This is a genomic window from Geothrix fermentans DSM 14018 (assembly GCF_000428885.1).
GTDB classification, from domain to species: Bacteria; Acidobacteriota; Holophagae; order Holophagales; family Holophagaceae; genus Geothrix; species Geothrix fermentans.
Map to the genome: position 1 here is coordinate 672,710 of NZ_KE386810.1, position 15,228 is coordinate 687,937.

At 70.0% G+C, this 15,228-nt stretch carries 16 protein-coding genes; 9 read left to right on the top strand and 7 right to left on the bottom strand.

Annotated features, from left to right (window positions below; genetic code table 11):
* Positions 1-94 precede the first annotated feature (94 nt).
* The 3 genes from G398_RS0113630 to pgsA form a co-directional block, all read right to left on the bottom strand.
* Complete coding sequence (locus tag G398_RS0113630) at positions 95-823, bottom strand: SDR family NAD(P)-dependent oxidoreductase (protein WP_026854010.1); 729 nt, start codon at positions 821-823, stop codon at positions 95-97.
* A complete protein-coding gene (locus G398_RS0113635) occupies positions 820-1,458 on the bottom strand; it encodes a DUF502 domain-containing protein (RefSeq protein WP_026854011.1) in 639 nt (212 codons plus the stop codon). The genes G398_RS0113630 and G398_RS0113635 overlap by 4 nt, the downstream gene beginning before the upstream one ends.
* A gap of 312 nt (positions 1,459-1,770) precedes the next feature.
* The gene (pgsA, locus tag G398_RS18540) at positions 1,771-2,424 is read right to left on the bottom strand and encodes a CDP-diacylglycerol--glycerol-3-phosphate 3-phosphatidyltransferase (protein ID WP_052571977.1); all 654 of its coding nucleotides are present in this window, start codon (positions 2,422-2,424) and stop codon (positions 1,771-1,773) included.
* A gap of 125 nt (positions 2,425-2,549) precedes the next feature.
* Here pgsA and queG point away from each other — a divergent pair, with 125 nt between their 5' ends.
* Together queG and speA are read left to right on the top strand one after the other, a co-directional pair.
* Positions 2,550-3,494, top strand: a complete 945-nt coding sequence (gene queG, locus G398_RS18545; protein ID WP_052571979.1) for a tRNA epoxyqueuosine(34) reductase QueG — start codon at positions 2,550-2,552, stop codon at positions 3,492-3,494.
* Positions 3,495-3,586: 92 nt separating this feature from the next.
* Entirely contained in the window at positions 3,587-5,476 is a 1,890-nt protein-coding gene (gene speA / locus G398_RS0113650) for a biosynthetic arginine decarboxylase (RefSeq protein WP_245576305.1), read from the top strand.
* A 45-nt stretch (positions 5,477-5,521) separates the two neighbouring features.
* On the opposite strand, the gene G398_RS0113655 is transcribed toward speA, so the two are convergent.
* Together G398_RS0113655 and G398_RS0113660 are read right to left on the bottom strand one after the other, a co-directional pair.
* Positions 5,522-6,004: a nucleoside deaminase gene (locus G398_RS0113655; RefSeq protein ID WP_043484990.1), complete on the bottom strand. Its 483-nt coding sequence runs from the start codon at positions 6,002-6,004 to the stop codon at positions 5,522-5,524.
* A gap of 37 nt (positions 6,005-6,041) precedes the next feature.
* Positions 6,042-6,524: a DinB family protein gene (locus G398_RS0113660; RefSeq protein WP_026854014.1), complete on the bottom strand. Its 483-nt coding sequence runs from the start codon at positions 6,522-6,524 to the stop codon at positions 6,042-6,044.
* Positions 6,525-6,644: 120 nt separating this feature from the next.
* Between G398_RS0113660 and G398_RS0113665 the strand changes: the two genes are divergently transcribed.
* Together G398_RS0113665 and G398_RS22065 are read left to right on the top strand one after the other, a co-directional pair.
* Complete coding sequence (locus G398_RS0113665; protein WP_026854015.1) at positions 6,645-7,532, top strand: 3-hydroxyacyl-CoA dehydrogenase family protein; 888 nt, start codon at positions 6,645-6,647, stop codon at positions 7,530-7,532.
* Between the two features lie 24 nt (positions 7,533-7,556).
* Positions 7,557-7,907 carry a hypothetical protein gene (locus G398_RS22065; protein WP_026854016.1) on the top strand — a complete coding sequence of 117 codons (351 nt, stop codon included), beginning with the start codon at positions 7,557-7,559 and terminating at the stop codon, positions 7,905-7,907.
* A 4-nt stretch (positions 7,908-7,911) separates the two neighbouring features.
* Here G398_RS22065 and purD read toward each other — a convergent pair whose 3' ends face one another.
* Positions 7,912-9,216: a phosphoribosylamine--glycine ligase gene (gene purD, locus G398_RS0113675; protein ID WP_026854017.1), complete on the bottom strand. Its 1,305-nt coding sequence runs from the start codon at positions 9,214-9,216 to the stop codon at positions 7,912-7,914.
* A 119-nt stretch (positions 9,217-9,335) separates the two neighbouring features.
* Here purD and G398_RS21215 point away from each other — a divergent pair, with 119 nt between their 5' ends.
* The 3 genes from G398_RS21215 to G398_RS18555 are packed head-to-tail and all read left to right on the top strand — an operon-like array spanning position 9,336 to position 12,900.
* Entirely contained in the window at positions 9,336-10,106 is a 771-nt protein-coding gene (locus tag G398_RS21215) for an energy transducer TonB (RefSeq protein ID WP_052571981.1), read from the top strand.
* Between the two features lie 52 nt (positions 10,107-10,158).
* Positions 10,159-12,279 (top strand): TonB-dependent receptor, encoded by a 2,121-nt coding sequence (locus G398_RS0113685; RefSeq protein WP_026854018.1) that lies wholly within the window; start codon positions 10,159-10,161, stop codon positions 12,277-12,279.
* 3 nt (positions 12,280-12,282) lie between these two features.
* A complete protein-coding gene (locus G398_RS18555; RefSeq protein ID WP_043484995.1) occupies positions 12,283-12,900 on the top strand; it encodes a PepSY-associated TM helix domain-containing protein in 618 nt (205 codons plus the stop codon).
* Here the strand turns inward: G398_RS18555 and nhaR are convergent, their stop codons facing one another.
* Entirely contained in the window at positions 12,901-13,794 is an 894-nt protein-coding gene (nhaR, locus tag G398_RS0113695) for a transcriptional activator NhaR (RefSeq protein WP_026854019.1), read from the bottom strand.
* Positions 13,795-13,892: 98 nt separating this feature from the next.
* On the opposite strand from nhaR, the gene G398_RS18560 reads away from it, so the two are divergent.
* Together G398_RS18560 and G398_RS0113705 are read left to right on the top strand one after the other, a co-directional pair.
* Positions 13,893-14,198 (top strand): HPF/RaiA family ribosome-associated protein, encoded by a 306-nt coding sequence (locus G398_RS18560; RefSeq protein WP_052571984.1) that lies wholly within the window; start codon positions 13,893-13,895, stop codon positions 14,196-14,198.
* Positions 14,199-14,275: 77 nt separating this feature from the next.
* Positions 14,276-15,223: a TerC family protein gene (locus G398_RS0113705; RefSeq protein WP_026854020.1), complete on the top strand. Its 948-nt coding sequence runs from the start codon at positions 14,276-14,278 to the stop codon at positions 15,221-15,223.
* Positions 15,224-15,228 lie beyond the last annotated feature (5 nt).

Consider the following 15,228-nt stretch of genomic DNA (forward strand, 5'->3'; position numbering starts at 1 on the left):
CCGCCGCGAAGCGGATGCGGGTCGCGAGCGGAGGCTGCTGCGGCAGCCTCCCGAGCGGGGCCCCGCACCGCTGAGCATCACCTGGCCAGCGGGCCTAATAGACCGCGTCGGCACCGCCATCAATCGGGATCACCGCCCCCGTCGTCCACCCGCTCTCGGCCCCCAGCAGGTGCGCGGCCAGGGCGGCCACCTCAGCCTCGGTGCCCAGGCGCCTGAGGGGGTTCACCGCCGACAGGCGCGCCAGATCGCCCTCGGGATCCGCGCTGGCCTCCAGGCGGGCGTCCACCATGGCCGTCCGCACCGGACCGGGCGCGATGGCGTTGCAGCGGATGCGCCGGGGCGCCCACTCCAGGGCCAGCACCTTCGCCAGCATGTGGACGCCGGCCTTGGCCACGCTGTAGGCCGCGCTGTCGGGGATGGCCCGGATGCCGATGTTGGAGCCCACCAGCACCACGCTGCCGCCGTCCTTCACCCTCGGGCCCAGGTGGTGGGCCATGAGCCAGGGGCCCCGCAGATTCACGGCGAGCGTGGCATCGAAGTCGGCCACGGGCATCGACGTCACCGAGCCCAGGAGGAGCCCTCCGGCGTTCAGGAACATGCCATCCAGCTCCGGACACTCCCGGGCGAAGGCCGCCACCGCCGCGTCGTCCGTGTGGTCCAGGACCGCATGGACCGCATCCGGCAGCGTCTCCTTCAGCCTGTCGAGATGCCGGCCCACCAGGATGAGCTCGGCCCCGCGGTCCCGGAAGAGTCGGGCCGCCGTCCGCCCGATGCCGCTGCCGGCGCCGGTGACGAGGATCCGGCGGTTCTGGAGGGCGCTCACGGCTTCTCCGGCATCCGGAAGCTGCCGGTCCCGGTGCGGATGGGCGTCACCACCCCGCCGCTGATGGCCCAGGTCAGAGCCTGATCGGCGCTGAGGTCCGCCGACTTTACCTTGGAGGCCTCGATCATGATCACATAGCCCGAGGTGGGGTTGGGGGCGGTGGGGATGTAGACGGCGACCATGCCCTGGCCGCCGGGGATGGCCCAGGAGCAGTCCCGGCCGGCCACGAAGCCAAGAGTGAACGAGCCGGGGTGGGGCCACTCGACGATCACCACCTCCTTGAAGCTGCCCCCCTGCCCCGACTGGATGGCGCCCATGAGCTGCCGGGTGGCGCCGTAGACGGTCTTCACCACGGGGAGGGACATCATCAGCTCGTCCATCCAGCCCAGCAGCTGGCGGCCGATGAAGTTGCCCATCAGGGCGCCCACCAGCAGCAGCAGCAGCACGGTGGCCAGGGCGGAAAGGGCGGCGAGCGCCCAGGTGGGCGGGTCCGGCATGCGGGTCAGGTGGGCCACCCAGGTGAGTGGCTCCCGCGAGATGCCCACCAGGGCCGTGAAGATGCCCTTGAGGATCCAGAGCGTCACCACGAGGGGCAGCAAAGTGAAAAGGCCTGCGAGGAGGTATTTGCGGATCATCGAAAGCCCCCAGGTCGGCACACGGACCAAACCCTACCGAGCGTCTCGCGCATCCCCGCAGGGGATGCCGAGAAAAGGCCTGCGAGGAGATACTTGCGGATCATCGAAGGTCCCCAGGTCGGCACACGGACCAAGCCCTACCGAGCGTCTCGCGCATCCCCGCAGGGGATGCCGAGAAAAGGCCTGCGAGGAGATACTTGCGGATCATCGAAAGTCCCCAGGTCGGCACACGGACCAAGCCCTACCAAGCGTCTCGCGCATCCCCGCAGGGGATGCCGAGAAAAGGCCTGCGAGGAGATGCTTGCGGATCATTCAGTGTCCTTCGTGCGCCTTATTTCCGGTCAGGCGGCCATCCTCGGCCATGATGCTGGGGCCCACCACCTTCCAGAAGCCGTGGAAGTAGGAGATGGCGCTCCAGATGGCCAGGATGACGGCGCCCCACAGCAGGAGGACGCCCATGCCCCAGAAGAAGCTGTAGGGCCGGTTGAGCTGGATGAAGAGGTGGAAGATGTCCTTGTGGGTCCACTCGTAGAGCCAATAGTCGAGCCTGGGGCCGAGGATGAGGCATGAGATGGCCGCCACCTGGAAGCCCATCTTCCACTTGCCGATGGTGCCGGCCGGGATGGTCATGCCCTCCTCGCTGGCGATGCCGCGAAGACCGGTCACGGCGAACTCCCGGGCCAGGATGATGAAGGTCATCCAGGCCGGCGCCAAATTCAGCTCCACCAGGGAAATCAGGGCCCCGGACACCAGCAGCTTGTCGGCCAGGGGATCCAGCAGCTTCCCAAGGGTGGTCACCTGCTTCCAGCGCCGGGCGAAGTAGCCGTCGAGAGCATCCGTGATGGAGGCCGCCCAGAACACGAGCACGCCGATGACCTCGTGGTTGGTGACCTTGGTCATGAGCACCACGACCAGGACTGGGACCATGAGGATCCGCGCGAGCGACAGGACATTGGGCAGGTTCATGGCGGGCGTTCGGCTCCTCAATCCAGCCTACCGCCTTTTCCCGGGCCCCCGCCGTCCTGGCCCCTGGAAGGCCGTGACATCCGGAGATCCGGGGGCGAGGATATCTCCAGGGAGGAAACCACCGCGTGCCAGTCGAACCGCCGCAACCGCTGGCATTCAGAGACTGGCTTCGATCCGAGGCGCTGGCCGCCGGGTTCGCCCGAGCCGGGTTCGCCGCCTGCGGCCCCTTCCAGAACGAGGAAGGGCATCTCCGAGCCTGGTTCCAGGAGGGCCGGAGCGCCCTGCTTCCCTATCTGGACCCGGCCACGCTCCTGGACCCCAGGGCCCTCTGGCCCCAGGCCCGCACGGCCCTGGCAGGTTTCTTCCCCTACGCCCGGCCCGAGGCCGTGCCCGGCGCGGCTCCAGGCAGCCTCAAGCTGAGCCGCTACCTCTGGGGCCCGGACTACCACATGATTCTCAAGCCACGCCTGGCCCGGCTGCTGGAGGCCGCCCAGGCCCGCTGGCCGGGGCTGGAGGGTCGCGTCTGCGTGGACACGGCCCCCCTGCTGGAGCGCCAGCTGGCGGCCCGGGCCGGCCTGGGCTGGCAGGGCAAGCACACCCTCCTCATCGCCGGGAAGGACGGCTCCTGGGGCTTCCTGGGCGTGCTGCTGCTCTCCGTGGACCTGCCCCCGGACGAGCCCTTCGGCACCCAGCAGTGCGGGACCTGCACGGCCTGCCTGGAGGCCTGCCCCTCCGGCGCCCTGGAGCCCTTCCGCCTGGACCCGGCCCGCTGCCTCACCACCTACACCATCGAGACCGAGGCCGAGCCGCCCCCGGCCGTCGCCGCCGCCCTGGCGGCGAGCCGGTGGGCCGCAGGCTGCGATGCCTGCCAGGAGGCCTGCCCCTGGAACCGGGCCCCAGTCTGGGGGGACCCGGCCCTCTGGGGCGGCCCGAGCCCCCTCCACACCCGCTCGGCTGAGGAGCTTCCTCACGGTGCCGCCCAGTGGCGGAAGCTCACCCGCCGGACCGCCCTGAGGCGCGTCCGGGACCGCCACTGGCGGGCGACCCTGGCCAGAATCCAGAACTCGTGATTTTTCATTGGAAGTGCTTGGCTTTTTTCCCTATAAACGAACTTCCGGCCAAAGGTGGCCACCAAGGTTTTGAGGAGGCACCTCGGATGCCCATGAAGCACTGGACGGTCCAGGACGCCGCGACCCTGTACGGCGTGAAGGAGTGGGGGAACGGCTACTTCGGCATCAATGCCAAGGGCCATCTGGAGATCACCCCCACCAAGGACGAGTCCCTCAGTTGCGACGTCTACGAGATCGTCCAGCACCTGAAGAAGAAGGGCATCCGCACTCCCGTGAACCTGCGCTTCCCCCAGGTGCTGGACCACCGCGTGGTGGAGGTCAACGAGGCCTTCCGGCGCGCCATCATCGAGTTCGGCTACGAGGGCGGCTATCAGGGCGTCTTCCCCGTGAAGACCAACCAGACCAAGGAAGTGGTCGAGGAGATCATCCGCTCCGGCAACAAGTACCACTACGGGCTCGAGGCCGGCTCCAAGCCCGAGCTGATCATCGCCCTCAGCCAGGACCTGCATCCCGAGGCCCTGGTGCTCTGCAACGGCTACAAGGACGAGTCCTTCATCCGCATGGCCCTGCTGGCCCGCAAGGCCGGCCGCAAGGTGGTCATCACCGTGGAGAAGATGACCGAGCTGCCTCTGATCCTGAAGGTGGCCAAGGAACTGAAAGTCGAGCCCCTCATCGGGCTGCGCGCCAAGCTCAACGCCCAGGGCAGCGGCAAGTGGGAGACCAGCGCCGGCGACCATGCGAAGTTCGGCCTCACCACCCGCGAGATCCTCGACGCCATCGAAGTGCTGGAGAAGCGCGACCTGCTGGACAGCGTCATCGAGCTGCACTTCCACATCGGTAGCCAGATCACGGACATCCGCAAGATCAAATCGGCCATGAAGGAGGCCACCCGCATCTACGCCAAGCTCCGCAAGCTGGGCGTGCCCATCCGCTACCTGAACGTGGGCGGCGGCCTGGGCGTGGACTACGACGGCAGCAAGACCACCTTCAGCAGCTCCATGAACTACACCATCAGCGAGTACGCCGCCGATGTGGTCTACACGACCAAGGACATCTGCACCCAGGAGCAGGTGCCCATGCCGGACCTGCTCAGCGAGTCGGGCCGCGCCATCGTGGCCTACCACGAGGTGGTGGTGGTGGACATCATCGGCCTCATCGACACCACCCACACCAAGTACACGGTGACGCTCACGGGCAACGAACCCCAGATCCTCAAGGAGCTGGCCTACACCCGCGACAACATCTCCGTGAAGAACTTCGCCGAGATGTACCACGACGCCATCACCCAGAAGGACGAGCTGCTCACGCTCTTCAACCTGGGCTACCTGGGCCTCGAGGACCGCAGCAAGGGCGAGACGCTGTTCTGGGAGGTCTGCCGCAAGCTCTCCCGCATCCTCAGCAGCAAGAGCCTGAAGTATGTCCCCGAGGAGTTCCAGGACCTCAACAAGAGCCTGGCGGACAAGCTCATCGCCAACTTCAGCCTCTTCCAGTCCATGCCCGACCACTGGGCCATCGAGCAGCTCTTCCCGGTGATGCCCATCCACCGGCTCAAGGAGAAGCCCGGCCTGTCCGCCACCCTCTGCGACATCACCTGCGACAGCGACGGGAAGATGGAGAAGTTCATCGACCTGAAGGACGTGCGCGACGAACTCCCCTTCCACGAGCCCCGCGGCGGCGAGGCCTACTACGTGGCGTTCTTCCTGACCGGCGCCTACCAGGACATCCTGGGCATGCGCCACAACCTCTTCGGCGCCCCCAACGAGGCCCACATCGTGGTGGACGAGGACGACACCTTCAAGGTGCAGCACATCGTCAAGGGCGACACGGTGGATCATGTGCTCCGCAGCGTCCATTACGATCCCGACGTGCTCGTCCAGGGCCCCCAGACCAAGCGCAAGACCAGCGCCAAGAGCGATGCCGCGGAGGCCCTGCGCGCCCTGCTCACCGAGGAACGGTCGCTGCACACGTATCTGGAGATTTAGCTCTCGGCTGTCAGCTATCGGCTATCGGCTGTCAGCTATCGGCTGTCAGTAGGGGGTTTTGTCGGGCTTCTTCGCCCAGGCGCGGAAAACGTCCAGGGCTTCGTCGCGCAGGAGCTGGCGGGACGGGAGTCTGCGGGCTTCCGCGGGAAGGGCCACCTCCCGGTAGAGCCACTCGTCGTCGAACTGGATGGCGGCGGCGTCCTCCCGGCCGTTGGCGTACCAGAGGCGGTCCAGCCGGGCCCAGTAGACGGCCCCCAGGCACATGGGGCAGGGCTCGCAGCTGGTGTAGATCTCGCAGCCCCGCAGCTGGAAGGTGCCCAGCCTCTGGCAGGCCTGGCGGATGGCCACGACTTCGGCGTGGGCCGTGGGGTCGTGGGAAGACGTGACTCGATTCCAGCCCTCGCCCACGATCTGGCCGTCCTTCACCACCACCGCGCCGAAGGGTCCCCCCTCGCCCGCCTCCATGTGGACCCGGGAGAGCTCGATGGCGCGCCGCATGAAGCGCAGGGAATCCTCGTCCGTCGGCATGTCGCGTCTCCGGAGCCAGTCTCTCACCTTCCGGCGCTCAGGACTCCCAGCGCGGCTCAGGCCGCTGTTTCCAGAGCCAGATGATGTAGTCCACGTTCTTCGGCACGGCGCCCAGGGCCTTGAGGCGGGTCATGTTCTGGGCCCGGTGGTGCTGGGTGTGCATGCAGACCTGGGTCAGGGCCTCCGCCACGGTCACCAGGCAGGGCGGGTCAGGGAACCAGGGCACCCGGATGGTGCGGGCCAGGGCCGCTTCGTCCAGGCTGCGGATCAGGGCCTGGAAGGCCGCGTGGCCGGCCCAGCAGCGCCCCTTCAGTGCCTCGAAGTCCGGAACCGGGCGGTCCTCCAGCGTGGGGATCCCGCCCTGGAGGATCGCCAGGAAGGCCTCCTGGACATCCACCAGGTGGCCCGTCCGCGTCCGCAGGTCGAGGTCCTCGCGGACCGCCGACTTGCCCCAGGCATGGAAGAACATCGCATCGGCCCAGGCCTGGTGGCCGAGCAGGTCCTTGAGCAGAGCGGACATGGGCACCCCCGGAAAGCGCTGATCCTCGCGGACGCATCCTACCGGAGGTCGCCACCCCGCGGGAGGGGCATCTGTCGGAGAATGGGGACCAGACCATCACCATTCCAGCGGAGGCGTCCCATGGACATCCAGCGTGTCGGCATCGTCGGTTGCGGCCTCATGGGCTCGGGCATCGCGCAGTGCGCGGCGGAGGCGGGCTGCGAGGTCTGGGTGAAGGAGGCGGACGAGTCCCTGCTCGCCAGGGGCCTGGCCCGGATCAGCGGAGCCTGGGAGCGGGCCGAGGGCAAGGGGAAGATCACGGGGGAGCAGCGGAACGCCTTCATCGCCCGTCTCCACGGAACCCTCGCCTTCGCGGACCTGGCCGGATGCGACCTGGCGGTGGAGGCCGTCCCCGAGCGCATGGACCTCAAGCTGGAGACCTTCGCCGAGCTGGACAAGGTCCTGGGGGCCCACGCGGTACTCTGCACCAACACCTCCAGCCTCACCGTGGCCCACCTCAGCCCCGTGCTGAGCCCGGAGCGCCTGCCCCGGCTGGCGGGCCTGCACTTCTTCAACCCCGTGCCCGCCATGCCCCTGGTGGAGATCGTCCGCACCCTGGCCACGGACGGGGACACCCTGGCGGCCCTGAAGGGCTTCGTCCAGAGGCTCGGCAAGACCGCCGTGCTGGCGCCCGACGCCCCGGGCTTCGTGGTGAACCGGCTCCTGGTGCCCTACCTGCTGGATGCCCTCCGCTGTGCCGAGCAGAAGCTCGCCACGGTGGAGGACATCGACACGGCCATGAAGCTGGGCTGCGGCCACCCCATGGGCCCCCTGCACCTCAGCGACTTCATCGGCCTCGACACCATGCAGAGCGTGGCCGATGTGATGTTCGAGGCCTTCGGGGAACCCCGGTTCAAGGCTCCGTCCATCCTGCGCCAGCTGGTGGCCGCCGGCCGACTGGGCCGCAAGTCCGGCGCGGGCTTCTACCGCTGGGAGGGCGAGAAGCGCCTGGAGGCCCTCCCGCTCTGAGCCAGCTGGGGTACCCTGGCCCTGATGCTGGACCTGCTGCTGATCCCCGCCGCCATCGTCCTGGCCCTGGCCCTGCGCGCGGTGCGACGGGGCGATCACCGGCTCCACGGCCACCTCATGGCCGCCGCCGCGACGGTGGTCCTCCTCCGGGTGGTCCTCCACCCCCGGGCCCTGGCCTCCCATCACCTGGTCCTCTGGCTGGTGCTCCTGGGCGCCGCCGGAACCACCCTCCTCCTGGGCCGGGCGGCCCTGGCCTGGCGCGAGGGCCGCGGGCGCAGCCCCTGGGTGCCCCGGGTCCACCGGGCCGCCGGGGCCATCACCCTGACCCTGGCGATCCTGGTGCTGGCGGTCTGGTTCCTGAGGAACGCCAGCTAAGTCCTTACCAGCGGTCCTGGACGGTCCGGCCCTCGCGGGCGTGCCTCAGGGCCTTGAGGCCGATGTCGCGGCGGACCTGCATGCCGGGCCAGGTGACCAGCGGCAGGGCGGCCTCGATGGCGGCCCGGGCCGTGGCGAGATCCGGCGCGGAGGTGGCCAGGTTCAGGACGCGGCCCCCGTTGGTGAGCCACTGCCCGGCCTCCTTGCGGGTGCCCGCGTGGATCACGGTGACATCGGGCGTCCCGATGGAGATGGGCACGCCCTTCCTGGCGCCCTCCGGATAGCCCTCCGCCGCCAGCACCACCGTGATGGCCGTGTGGGCCTTCAGCTTCAGGTCCCGGGAGGCCAGCCGGCCCTCGGCCACCTCCAGCAGCAGGGCCGCCAGGTCCTCGTCCAGCAGCTGCATGAGCACCTGGGTCTCGGGATCGCCGAACCGGACGTTGTACTCCAGCAGCTTGGGGCCCGCCGCCGTCCACATGACGCCCAGGAACAGCACGCCCCGGGCCGCGAGGCCGTCCTTCTGGAGGCCGCGCACCGTGGGCTCCACCAGCTCGATCCGCATCCGCTCCACGTCCTCGGGCCGCAGGAAGGGGATGGGCCCGAAGGCCCCCATGCCGCCGGTGTTGGGGCCATGGTCGCCCTCGAAGATGCGCTTGTGGTCCTGGCAGGCGGGGAGCATCGCATAGGCCGCGTGATCCGCATCCACGTCCACCAGCACATGCAGGGAGAGCTCCATGCCGTGCAGGGGTTCCTCGAACACCACCGTACGGCTGGCATCCCCGAACTGCCCCTCCAGGAAGGCCCGGAAGGTCTCCAGGGCCTCGGACTCGCTCTGGGCCAGCACCACGCCCTTCCCCGCCGCCAGGCCGTCGGCCTTGAGGACGATGGGGTACCCGTAGGACCAGCCCCGGATCAGGGCCACGCCCTCAGCCAGGTCGGTGATGGTCTCGCTGGCGGCGCAGGGGATGCCGTGGCGCTGCATGAACGCCTTGGCGAAGGCCTTGCTCCCTTCCAGGTGCGCCGTGGCGGCGTCGTGGCCGAAGACGGGGATGCCCAGGGCCCGCACCGCGTCAGCCACACCGGCCACCAGGGGCAGCTCCGGCCCGGCCACCACCAGATCGGGACGGTTCGTCGCGCACCAGGCCGCCACGGCGGCCGGATCCTCCAGGTCCAGGGCCACACAGCCGCCCAGCTCCGCCAGGGCATCGCTCCCGGGCGCCGAGACCAGCTCCATAGGCCGGGCCGAGGCCCGGAGCTTCAGGGCCAGCGCGTGTTCCCGGCCGCCCGAGCCGAGGAGCAGGATCTTCATGGATGCCTCCGAACCCCAAGTATCGCCCGGTGGAGGCCAGGAGGAGGCCGGGAGGTTGACAGGGGATCGGGAGGTTCTTAATCTTTGTATTGAGATTGAGTCTCTTTATTGGATACCCCATGCCCCGCCCGCCAGCCGCGCCGTCCGATCCCGCCCCCAGCCTTGAGGACCTGATCTACCGGTCCAGCCTCGTCACCAAGGACCCCGCCCTCGGCGCGGGCGATCGGGTCCGCGTGCTGGCCCTGAGCCTATTGGCCTACGGCTCCCTCGGGGCGGTGGCCGTGGGTCTGGGGGCCCGCGCCACGGGCCCGGTGGCGGTACCCCGGACCGTGACCCTCAGCTTCGTGGAGGAGGAGGTGCCGCTCCTGGCCCCGCCGCCCCCTCCGGCCGGGGCGCCCCAGGGCCCCCGCTCCGCAGGGGTGGCCGCGGAGCCCACGCCCGCACTGGTCCCCTGGCCAGAAGCGCCTCCCCGCGACACGCCCGAACCAGCTCCGGCCTCCGGCCCCAGCGCGCCGGCGGGCCCGGCCGGGGGCGTCCCCGGCGGCACGACGGGTGGCATTGCGGGCGGGACGATCGGCGGCACGGTTGGCGGCACGCCCGGGGGCGTGGTCCCGCCGCGCTTCGATGCCGCCTACCTGCAGAATCCGCCCCCGGACTACCCGGCCCTCTCCCGCCGCCTGGGCGAGGAGGGCCGCACGCTGCTGCGCGTGCTGATCTCGCCCGAGGGCCTGCCCCGGGACATCCAGCTCCAGGCCAGCAGCGGCTTCCCCCGCCTGGACCAGGCGGCCCTCCAGACCGTGCGCCGCTGGCGCTTCGTGCCCGCCATGCGCGGCGGCGAGACCTTCGCCGCCTGGGTGCTCGTGCCCATCCGCTTCGACCTCGAATCCTGACCCCAGGCCCTTCCCGGCCCCCCTCCCAACCCCACCCGAACCCGGAGCCCCCATGCTTCCCGCCCGACTTCTGCCCTGCCTCGCCGTGCTGACGGCCATGGCCCAGGAGCCCGCCAAGCCCGAACCCGCCGCCCCCACCCTGGCCGAGGTGAAGGTGAAGGCCGCCAAGACCAAGCCCAAGACCGAGGACCGGGAGTACCAGCCGGTCACCGCCCGCACCGCCACCAAGATCGAGGCGCCGCTGAAGGACATCCCCCAGACCGTGGACCAGGTGCCCGCCGCCCTGCTGAAGGACCAGGGGGCCCGCTCCATCCAGGACGCGCTGAAGAACGTGCCGGGCGTGGGCTTCAGCAGCGGCGACGGCCAGCGCGACCAGGTGACCATCCGAGGCTTCACCGCCATCGGCGACCAGTTCGTGGACGGCATCCGCGACGACGGACTGTACTTCCGCGACCTCAGCAACGTGGAGCGCGTGGAGGTGCTGAAGGGCCCCGCCTCCGTGCTCTACGGCCGCGGCTCCTCCGGCGGCATGATCAACCGCAGCACCAAGCAGCCGGACGGCCAACTCCTCCGGGAGCTGGAGCTGACCCTGGGCACCCTGGGCCAGCGCCGCGCCAGCTTCGACCTGGGCGGCGCGGCGGGGGGGGCCAACTACCGCCTGACCGGCGCCCTGGAGGACTCGGGCGGCTTCCGTGACCAGTCCTTCCTGGAGCGCCAGGCCCTGGCCCCCTCCTTCGGCTGGCGCTTCGGCAAGGACACGAAGCTCACGGTCCAGTTCGACTACCTGCGCGACAAGCGCCTCACGGACTTCGGCATCCCCGGCCTTCTCAGCACGGGCCGCCCGGTGGAGGTTCCCCGCGAGACCTACTACGGCTCCGCCGACGCCCGGAAGGACGACACCAGCCGCTCGGAAGTCTACGGCACCACCGTCACCTTCGAGCACCGCTTCAGCCCGGCCCTCAGCCTCCGCAACGCCACGCGGGCCTACGACTTCGACCTGGACCGCCACAACACGCTGGTGGGCGCCGTGAACGAGGCCGCGGGGACCGTCTCCCTCACCCACGGCGACCTCCGCCGCCAGGAGCGCGGCCTCTTCGACCAGCTGGAGCTGGTGCAGCGGATCAGCACGGGCTCCATCCACCACCAGCTGCTCTACGGCCTGGAGCTGGGCCTCCAGCGCAAGGGGGCCCGGAACTTCTCCTTCGCCAACGCCGTGACCGTGGCGCTCTACGATCCCGTCCTGAAGCCCCTGCCCGCCTTCAACTACGCGGTGCCCGCCGGCGACACGCTGACGCACCAGAAGAGCCTCAGCGGCTACGTCCAGGACCTGGTGGAATTCACCCCGCAGTGGAAGGCCCTGGTGGGCGTGCGCTGGGACCGCTTCGACCAGTCCACCCAGGACTTCAAGGCCCTGAGGACCCTGGCGCGGGTGGACACGGCCTGGAGCCCCCGGGCCGGCCTGGTCTTCCAGCCAACGGAGGTGCAGTCCTACTACCTGTCCTACAGCCGGAGCTTCCAGCCCTCGGCGGAGCTGCTGCCGCTGGCCGTCAACAACGCCGCCGTGGATCCCGAGCGCACCCGCAACTGGGAGCTGGGCGCCAAGTACGACCTCTTCGCCGGCAAGGCCGCCGCCACCGCGGCCCTCTTCAACCTGGAGCGCACGGGCATCAAGAGCACGGATCCGGCCAACCCGGCCCTCCTCATCCCCGTGGGCACCCAGCGCACCAACGGCCTGGAGCTGAGCCTGGGCGGGGAGATCGCCGAGGGCTGGCGCGTGCGCGCCGGCTACGCCCACCTGGATGGCCGCATCACCGGCTCCACCCCGGGCACCAAGGTGAGCGGCGTGCCCATCGAGGGGCACCGCCCCAGCCTCACGCCGGTGGACAGCGGCAACCTCTGGGTCACCTGGGACATCACGCCCGGCTGGGGGGCAGGGCTCGGCCTGAACGCCTCCGGCGACCGCTTCGCCTCCAGCAGCAACCGGGTGCGGCTGGGCTCGTACACCACCGTCGACGGGGCCGTCTACTACCGCTCCCAGCGATGGGACCTGGCGCTGAATCTCAAGAACCTCGCCAACCGGAAGTACATCGTCTCCGGCCACGGCGCCAGCGACCTCCTGCTGGTGCCCGGGGCGCCCTTCAGCGCGGACCTCAGCCTCCGGCTGCGGCTTTAGCCTGTGGCTGGTTCCCGCCGCCTCCTGGTCTGGCTCCGCCGGATCCACGCCTGGGTGGGCCTGGCGGGAGCCGCCCTGGGCCTGCTCTTCGGCCTTACGGGCTTCCTCCTGAACCACCGGGCCGTCATGAAGCTCCCCGGCGGGCGCATCGCCGTGGAGAAGGTCCAGGTCCCGCTGGAGGCGGTGCCCGACGCGCCGGAAACCCTGGCCCGGGACCTGGCCGCCCGCCTGGGCTTCGCCCCGGAGCGGGCCCGGTGGACGGTCCAGGCCCCCCGGCCCGTGCAGTTCGGCGGCGCCCCCGTCACCGCCGCCGGAACCTGGACCATCCTCCTGGGCACCCACACCCGGCAGGTGCGGGCCACCTACCTGCCGGGCAACCGGACGGCGGAGCTGGATTGGCGCCGGGCGGACGCCCTGGGCGCCCTCCAGCGCATGCACAAGGCGGACGCGGGGCACGCTCCGTGGATCCTCCTGGCGGACGCCTTCGCCGGGGCCCTGGTCTTCCTCACCCTCAGCGGCACGCTGCTCTGGACGCGGCTGGCGGGGAGCCGGCTCCTGGCCATGGGCCTGGCCGGCGGGGGCGGCCTGGTCCTCCTGGCGGTGGCCGCCGCGGCCTGGTAGTCAGACGAAGGCCTTCGCCGCCTCGGAGATGGCCAGCACGGCGGGGTGCCGCAGGCGCCGGTCCAGGGTGAGGGCGAAGACCCGCTCCCGGACGTTCTTCGCCGGGCCGAGTCGGCGGACCTGGTACTGGCGCTCCACCTCCCGCGCCAGGGGCGCGGGGGCGGAGAAGAAACCGTGGCCCTTCTGGCCGAAGGTCTTGAGGAGCGCACTGTCGTCGAACTCCCCGCCGATGCGCGGGCGGAGCCCTTCGGACTCGAACCACTGGTCCAGCTGCCGCCGCAGGGCCGTCCCCTCCGGCGGCAGCAGGAAGGGCGCGCCGTCCAGGCAGCGCGGGAAGGTCCCCGGGTGCGCCTTCCGCAGCCCCGCGGTACCGAACACCTGCACCCCGCACTCGCCCAGGAGGTGGCTGAAGGCCCGGACCGGGTTGTTCGGCGGCGGCGGGGCGTCCGAAAGCACGAGGTCCAGCTCGTGCAGGGAGAGCTTGGCCAGCAGCCGCTCCGTCCGATCCTCCAGGCAGACCAGCCGGATGCCCTCGGGCACCTTCAGGGCCGGTTCCAGCAGCCGGTGGACCATGAGCTTGGGCAGGGCATCGGAGATGCCCACGGTCAGGAGGGGCGCCCGTCCTTTGGCCAGCCCCGCCATGGACTCCCTCAGCTCCTGGCCCAGGCCGAAGATGCCGTCGGCATAGCGGAAGGCCGTGCGGCCGGCCTCCGTCAGGACCAGGCCCCGCCCCTGCTTCTCGAAGAGTTTCACGCCCAGCGAGGCCTCCAGCGCCCGGATCTGGGCGCTGAGGGTGGGCTGGGCCAGCCGCAGGCGCTCCGCCGCCCGGGTCACCCCGCCCTCCCGGGCCGTGGTCCAGAAGTAGAGGAGGTGATGGTAGTTCAGCCAGTCCATGCGATGTCTTTCAATACATAGATAATAACTATGTTTTCAATTTTTTTATCTATTTGATCGATGTTTCACCCGCCCTGAAACTGGAGCCCGGAGGCACCATGAACATCCAGATCAGAGCGATCGGAATCCCGGCCACCGAGGCGATCTCAGCCCACATCGAGCGGCGCCTGGCCTTCGCCCTGTCCCGGTTCTCCACCCAGCTCGACCGGGTCCTCGTCCGGTTCAGCGACCTGAACGGCCCCAAGGGCGGGAACGACAAGGTCTGCCAGGTGGACCTCGAGGTGCGGGGGCTGGGGCCTGCCTCCGTGGAGGCCCGGGACGCGGACCTCTACGCCGCCGTGGACCTGGCCGCCGCCAAGGCCGGCCGGAGGGTGGCCCACCTGCTGGACCGGCGCCGGTCCTAGGAGGCTGATCCATGGAGCATCCGGCCCCCTTCCTCCGGTTCCCCCGCCCCGCCCCCGCCGCCCAAAGGAGCGTCTGAATGGAGAGCATCGGTTCGCCCTGGATGTGGGGCGCGTTCATCGCCTTCGTGCTGGGCATGCTGGCCCTGGACCTGGGCGTGTTCCACCGCAAGGCCCACCGGGTGGGGGTCCGCGAGGCCGCCCTCTGGAGCGTCGTCTGGGTCGCCCTGGCCCTGACCTTCAACCTGATCCTGTGGCGGGCCTTCGGCCCCCAGCGCGGGATGGAGTTCCTCACGGGCTACCTCATCGAGAAGGCCCTGAGCGTGGACAACATCTTCGTCTTCGTGCTGATCTTCGGGGCCTTCTCCGTGCCCGACATCTACCAGCACCGGGTGCTCTTCTGGGGCATCCTCGGGGCCCTGGCCCTGCGGGCCCTCTTCGTGGGCCTGGGCGCCGCGCTCATCGCCTCCTTCCACTGGGTGCTCTACCTCTTCGGCGCCTTCCTGGTCATCACGGGCATCAAGATGCTGGTGGCACGGAACCAGGGATTCGATCCCAGGAACAACCCGCTCTTCCGTCTGTTCAGGAAGGCGGTGCCGGCGGTGGAGACCTACCACGGCCCCGCCTTCACCGTCGTGGCGGGCGGGCGCCGCTACGCCACCCCCCTGCTGCTGGTGCTGGTGGCGGTGGAGCTGACGGACCTGGTGTTCGCCGTGGACTCGGTCCCCGCCATCTTCGCCGTCACGCGGGATCCCTTCATCGTCTTCACCTCGAACATCTTCGCCATCCTGGGCCTGCGCAGCCTCTACTTCCTCCTCGCGGGCGTGGCGGACCGGTTCCACCTGCTCAAGGTGGGCCTGAGCCTCGTGCTGGTCTTCGTGGGCCTCAAGATGCTGGTGGTCGAGGCCTACAAGGTTCCCGTGGCCTGGAGCCTCGGCATCATCGGCCTGCTGGTGGGCGGGTCCGTGGCCGCCTCCCTGATCTGGCCCAAAGCACCCCACCCCGCCGGTCCCCCGGCGACCCCCTGAAAGGA

Bases quoted from the DNA above. Each gene is read 5' to 3' on its own strand.
- G398_RS0113655 (WP_043484990.1), bottom strand. From the start codon at position 6,004: ATGCCGACGGACGAGGATTCCCTGCGCTTCATGCGGCGCGCCATCGAG.
- G398_RS0113705 (WP_026854020.1), top strand. From the start codon at position 14,276: ATGGAGAGCATCGGTTCGCCCTGGATGTGGGGCGCGTTCATCGCCTTC.
- purD (WP_026854017.1), bottom strand. From the start codon at position 9,216: ATGAAGATCCTGCTCCTCGGCTCGGGCGGCCGGGAACACGCGCTGGCC.
- G398_RS21215 (WP_052571981.1), top strand. From the start codon at position 9,336: ATGCCCCGCCCGCCAGCCGCGCCGTCCGATCCCGCCCCCAGCCTTGAG.
- speA (WP_245576305.1), top strand. From the start codon at position 3,587: ATGAAGCACTGGACGGTCCAGGACGCCGCGACCCTGTACGGCGTGAAG.
- G398_RS0113665 (WP_026854015.1), top strand. From the start codon at position 6,645: ATGGACATCCAGCGTGTCGGCATCGTCGGTTGCGGCCTCATGGGCTCG.
- G398_RS22065 (WP_026854016.1), top strand. From the start codon at position 7,557: ATGCTGGACCTGCTGCTGATCCCCGCCGCCATCGTCCTGGCCCTGGCC.
- pgsA (WP_052571977.1), bottom strand. From the start codon at position 2,424: ATGAACCTGCCCAATGTCCTGTCGCTCGCGCGGATCCTCATGGTCCCA.
- G398_RS0113635 (WP_026854011.1), bottom strand. From the start codon at position 1,458: ATGATCCGCAAATACCTCCTCGCAGGCCTTTTCACTTTGCTGCCCCTC.
- G398_RS0113660 (WP_026854014.1), bottom strand. From the start codon at position 6,524: ATGTCCGCTCTGCTCAAGGACCTGCTCGGCCACCAGGCCTGGGCCGAT.
- G398_RS18560 (WP_052571984.1), top strand. From the start codon at position 13,893: ATGAACATCCAGATCAGAGCGATCGGAATCCCGGCCACCGAGGCGATC.
- nhaR (WP_026854019.1), bottom strand. From the start codon at position 13,794: ATGGACTGGCTGAACTACCATCACCTCCTCTACTTCTGGACCACGGCC.
- G398_RS0113685 (WP_026854018.1), top strand. From the start codon at position 10,159: ATGCTTCCCGCCCGACTTCTGCCCTGCCTCGCCGTGCTGACGGCCATG.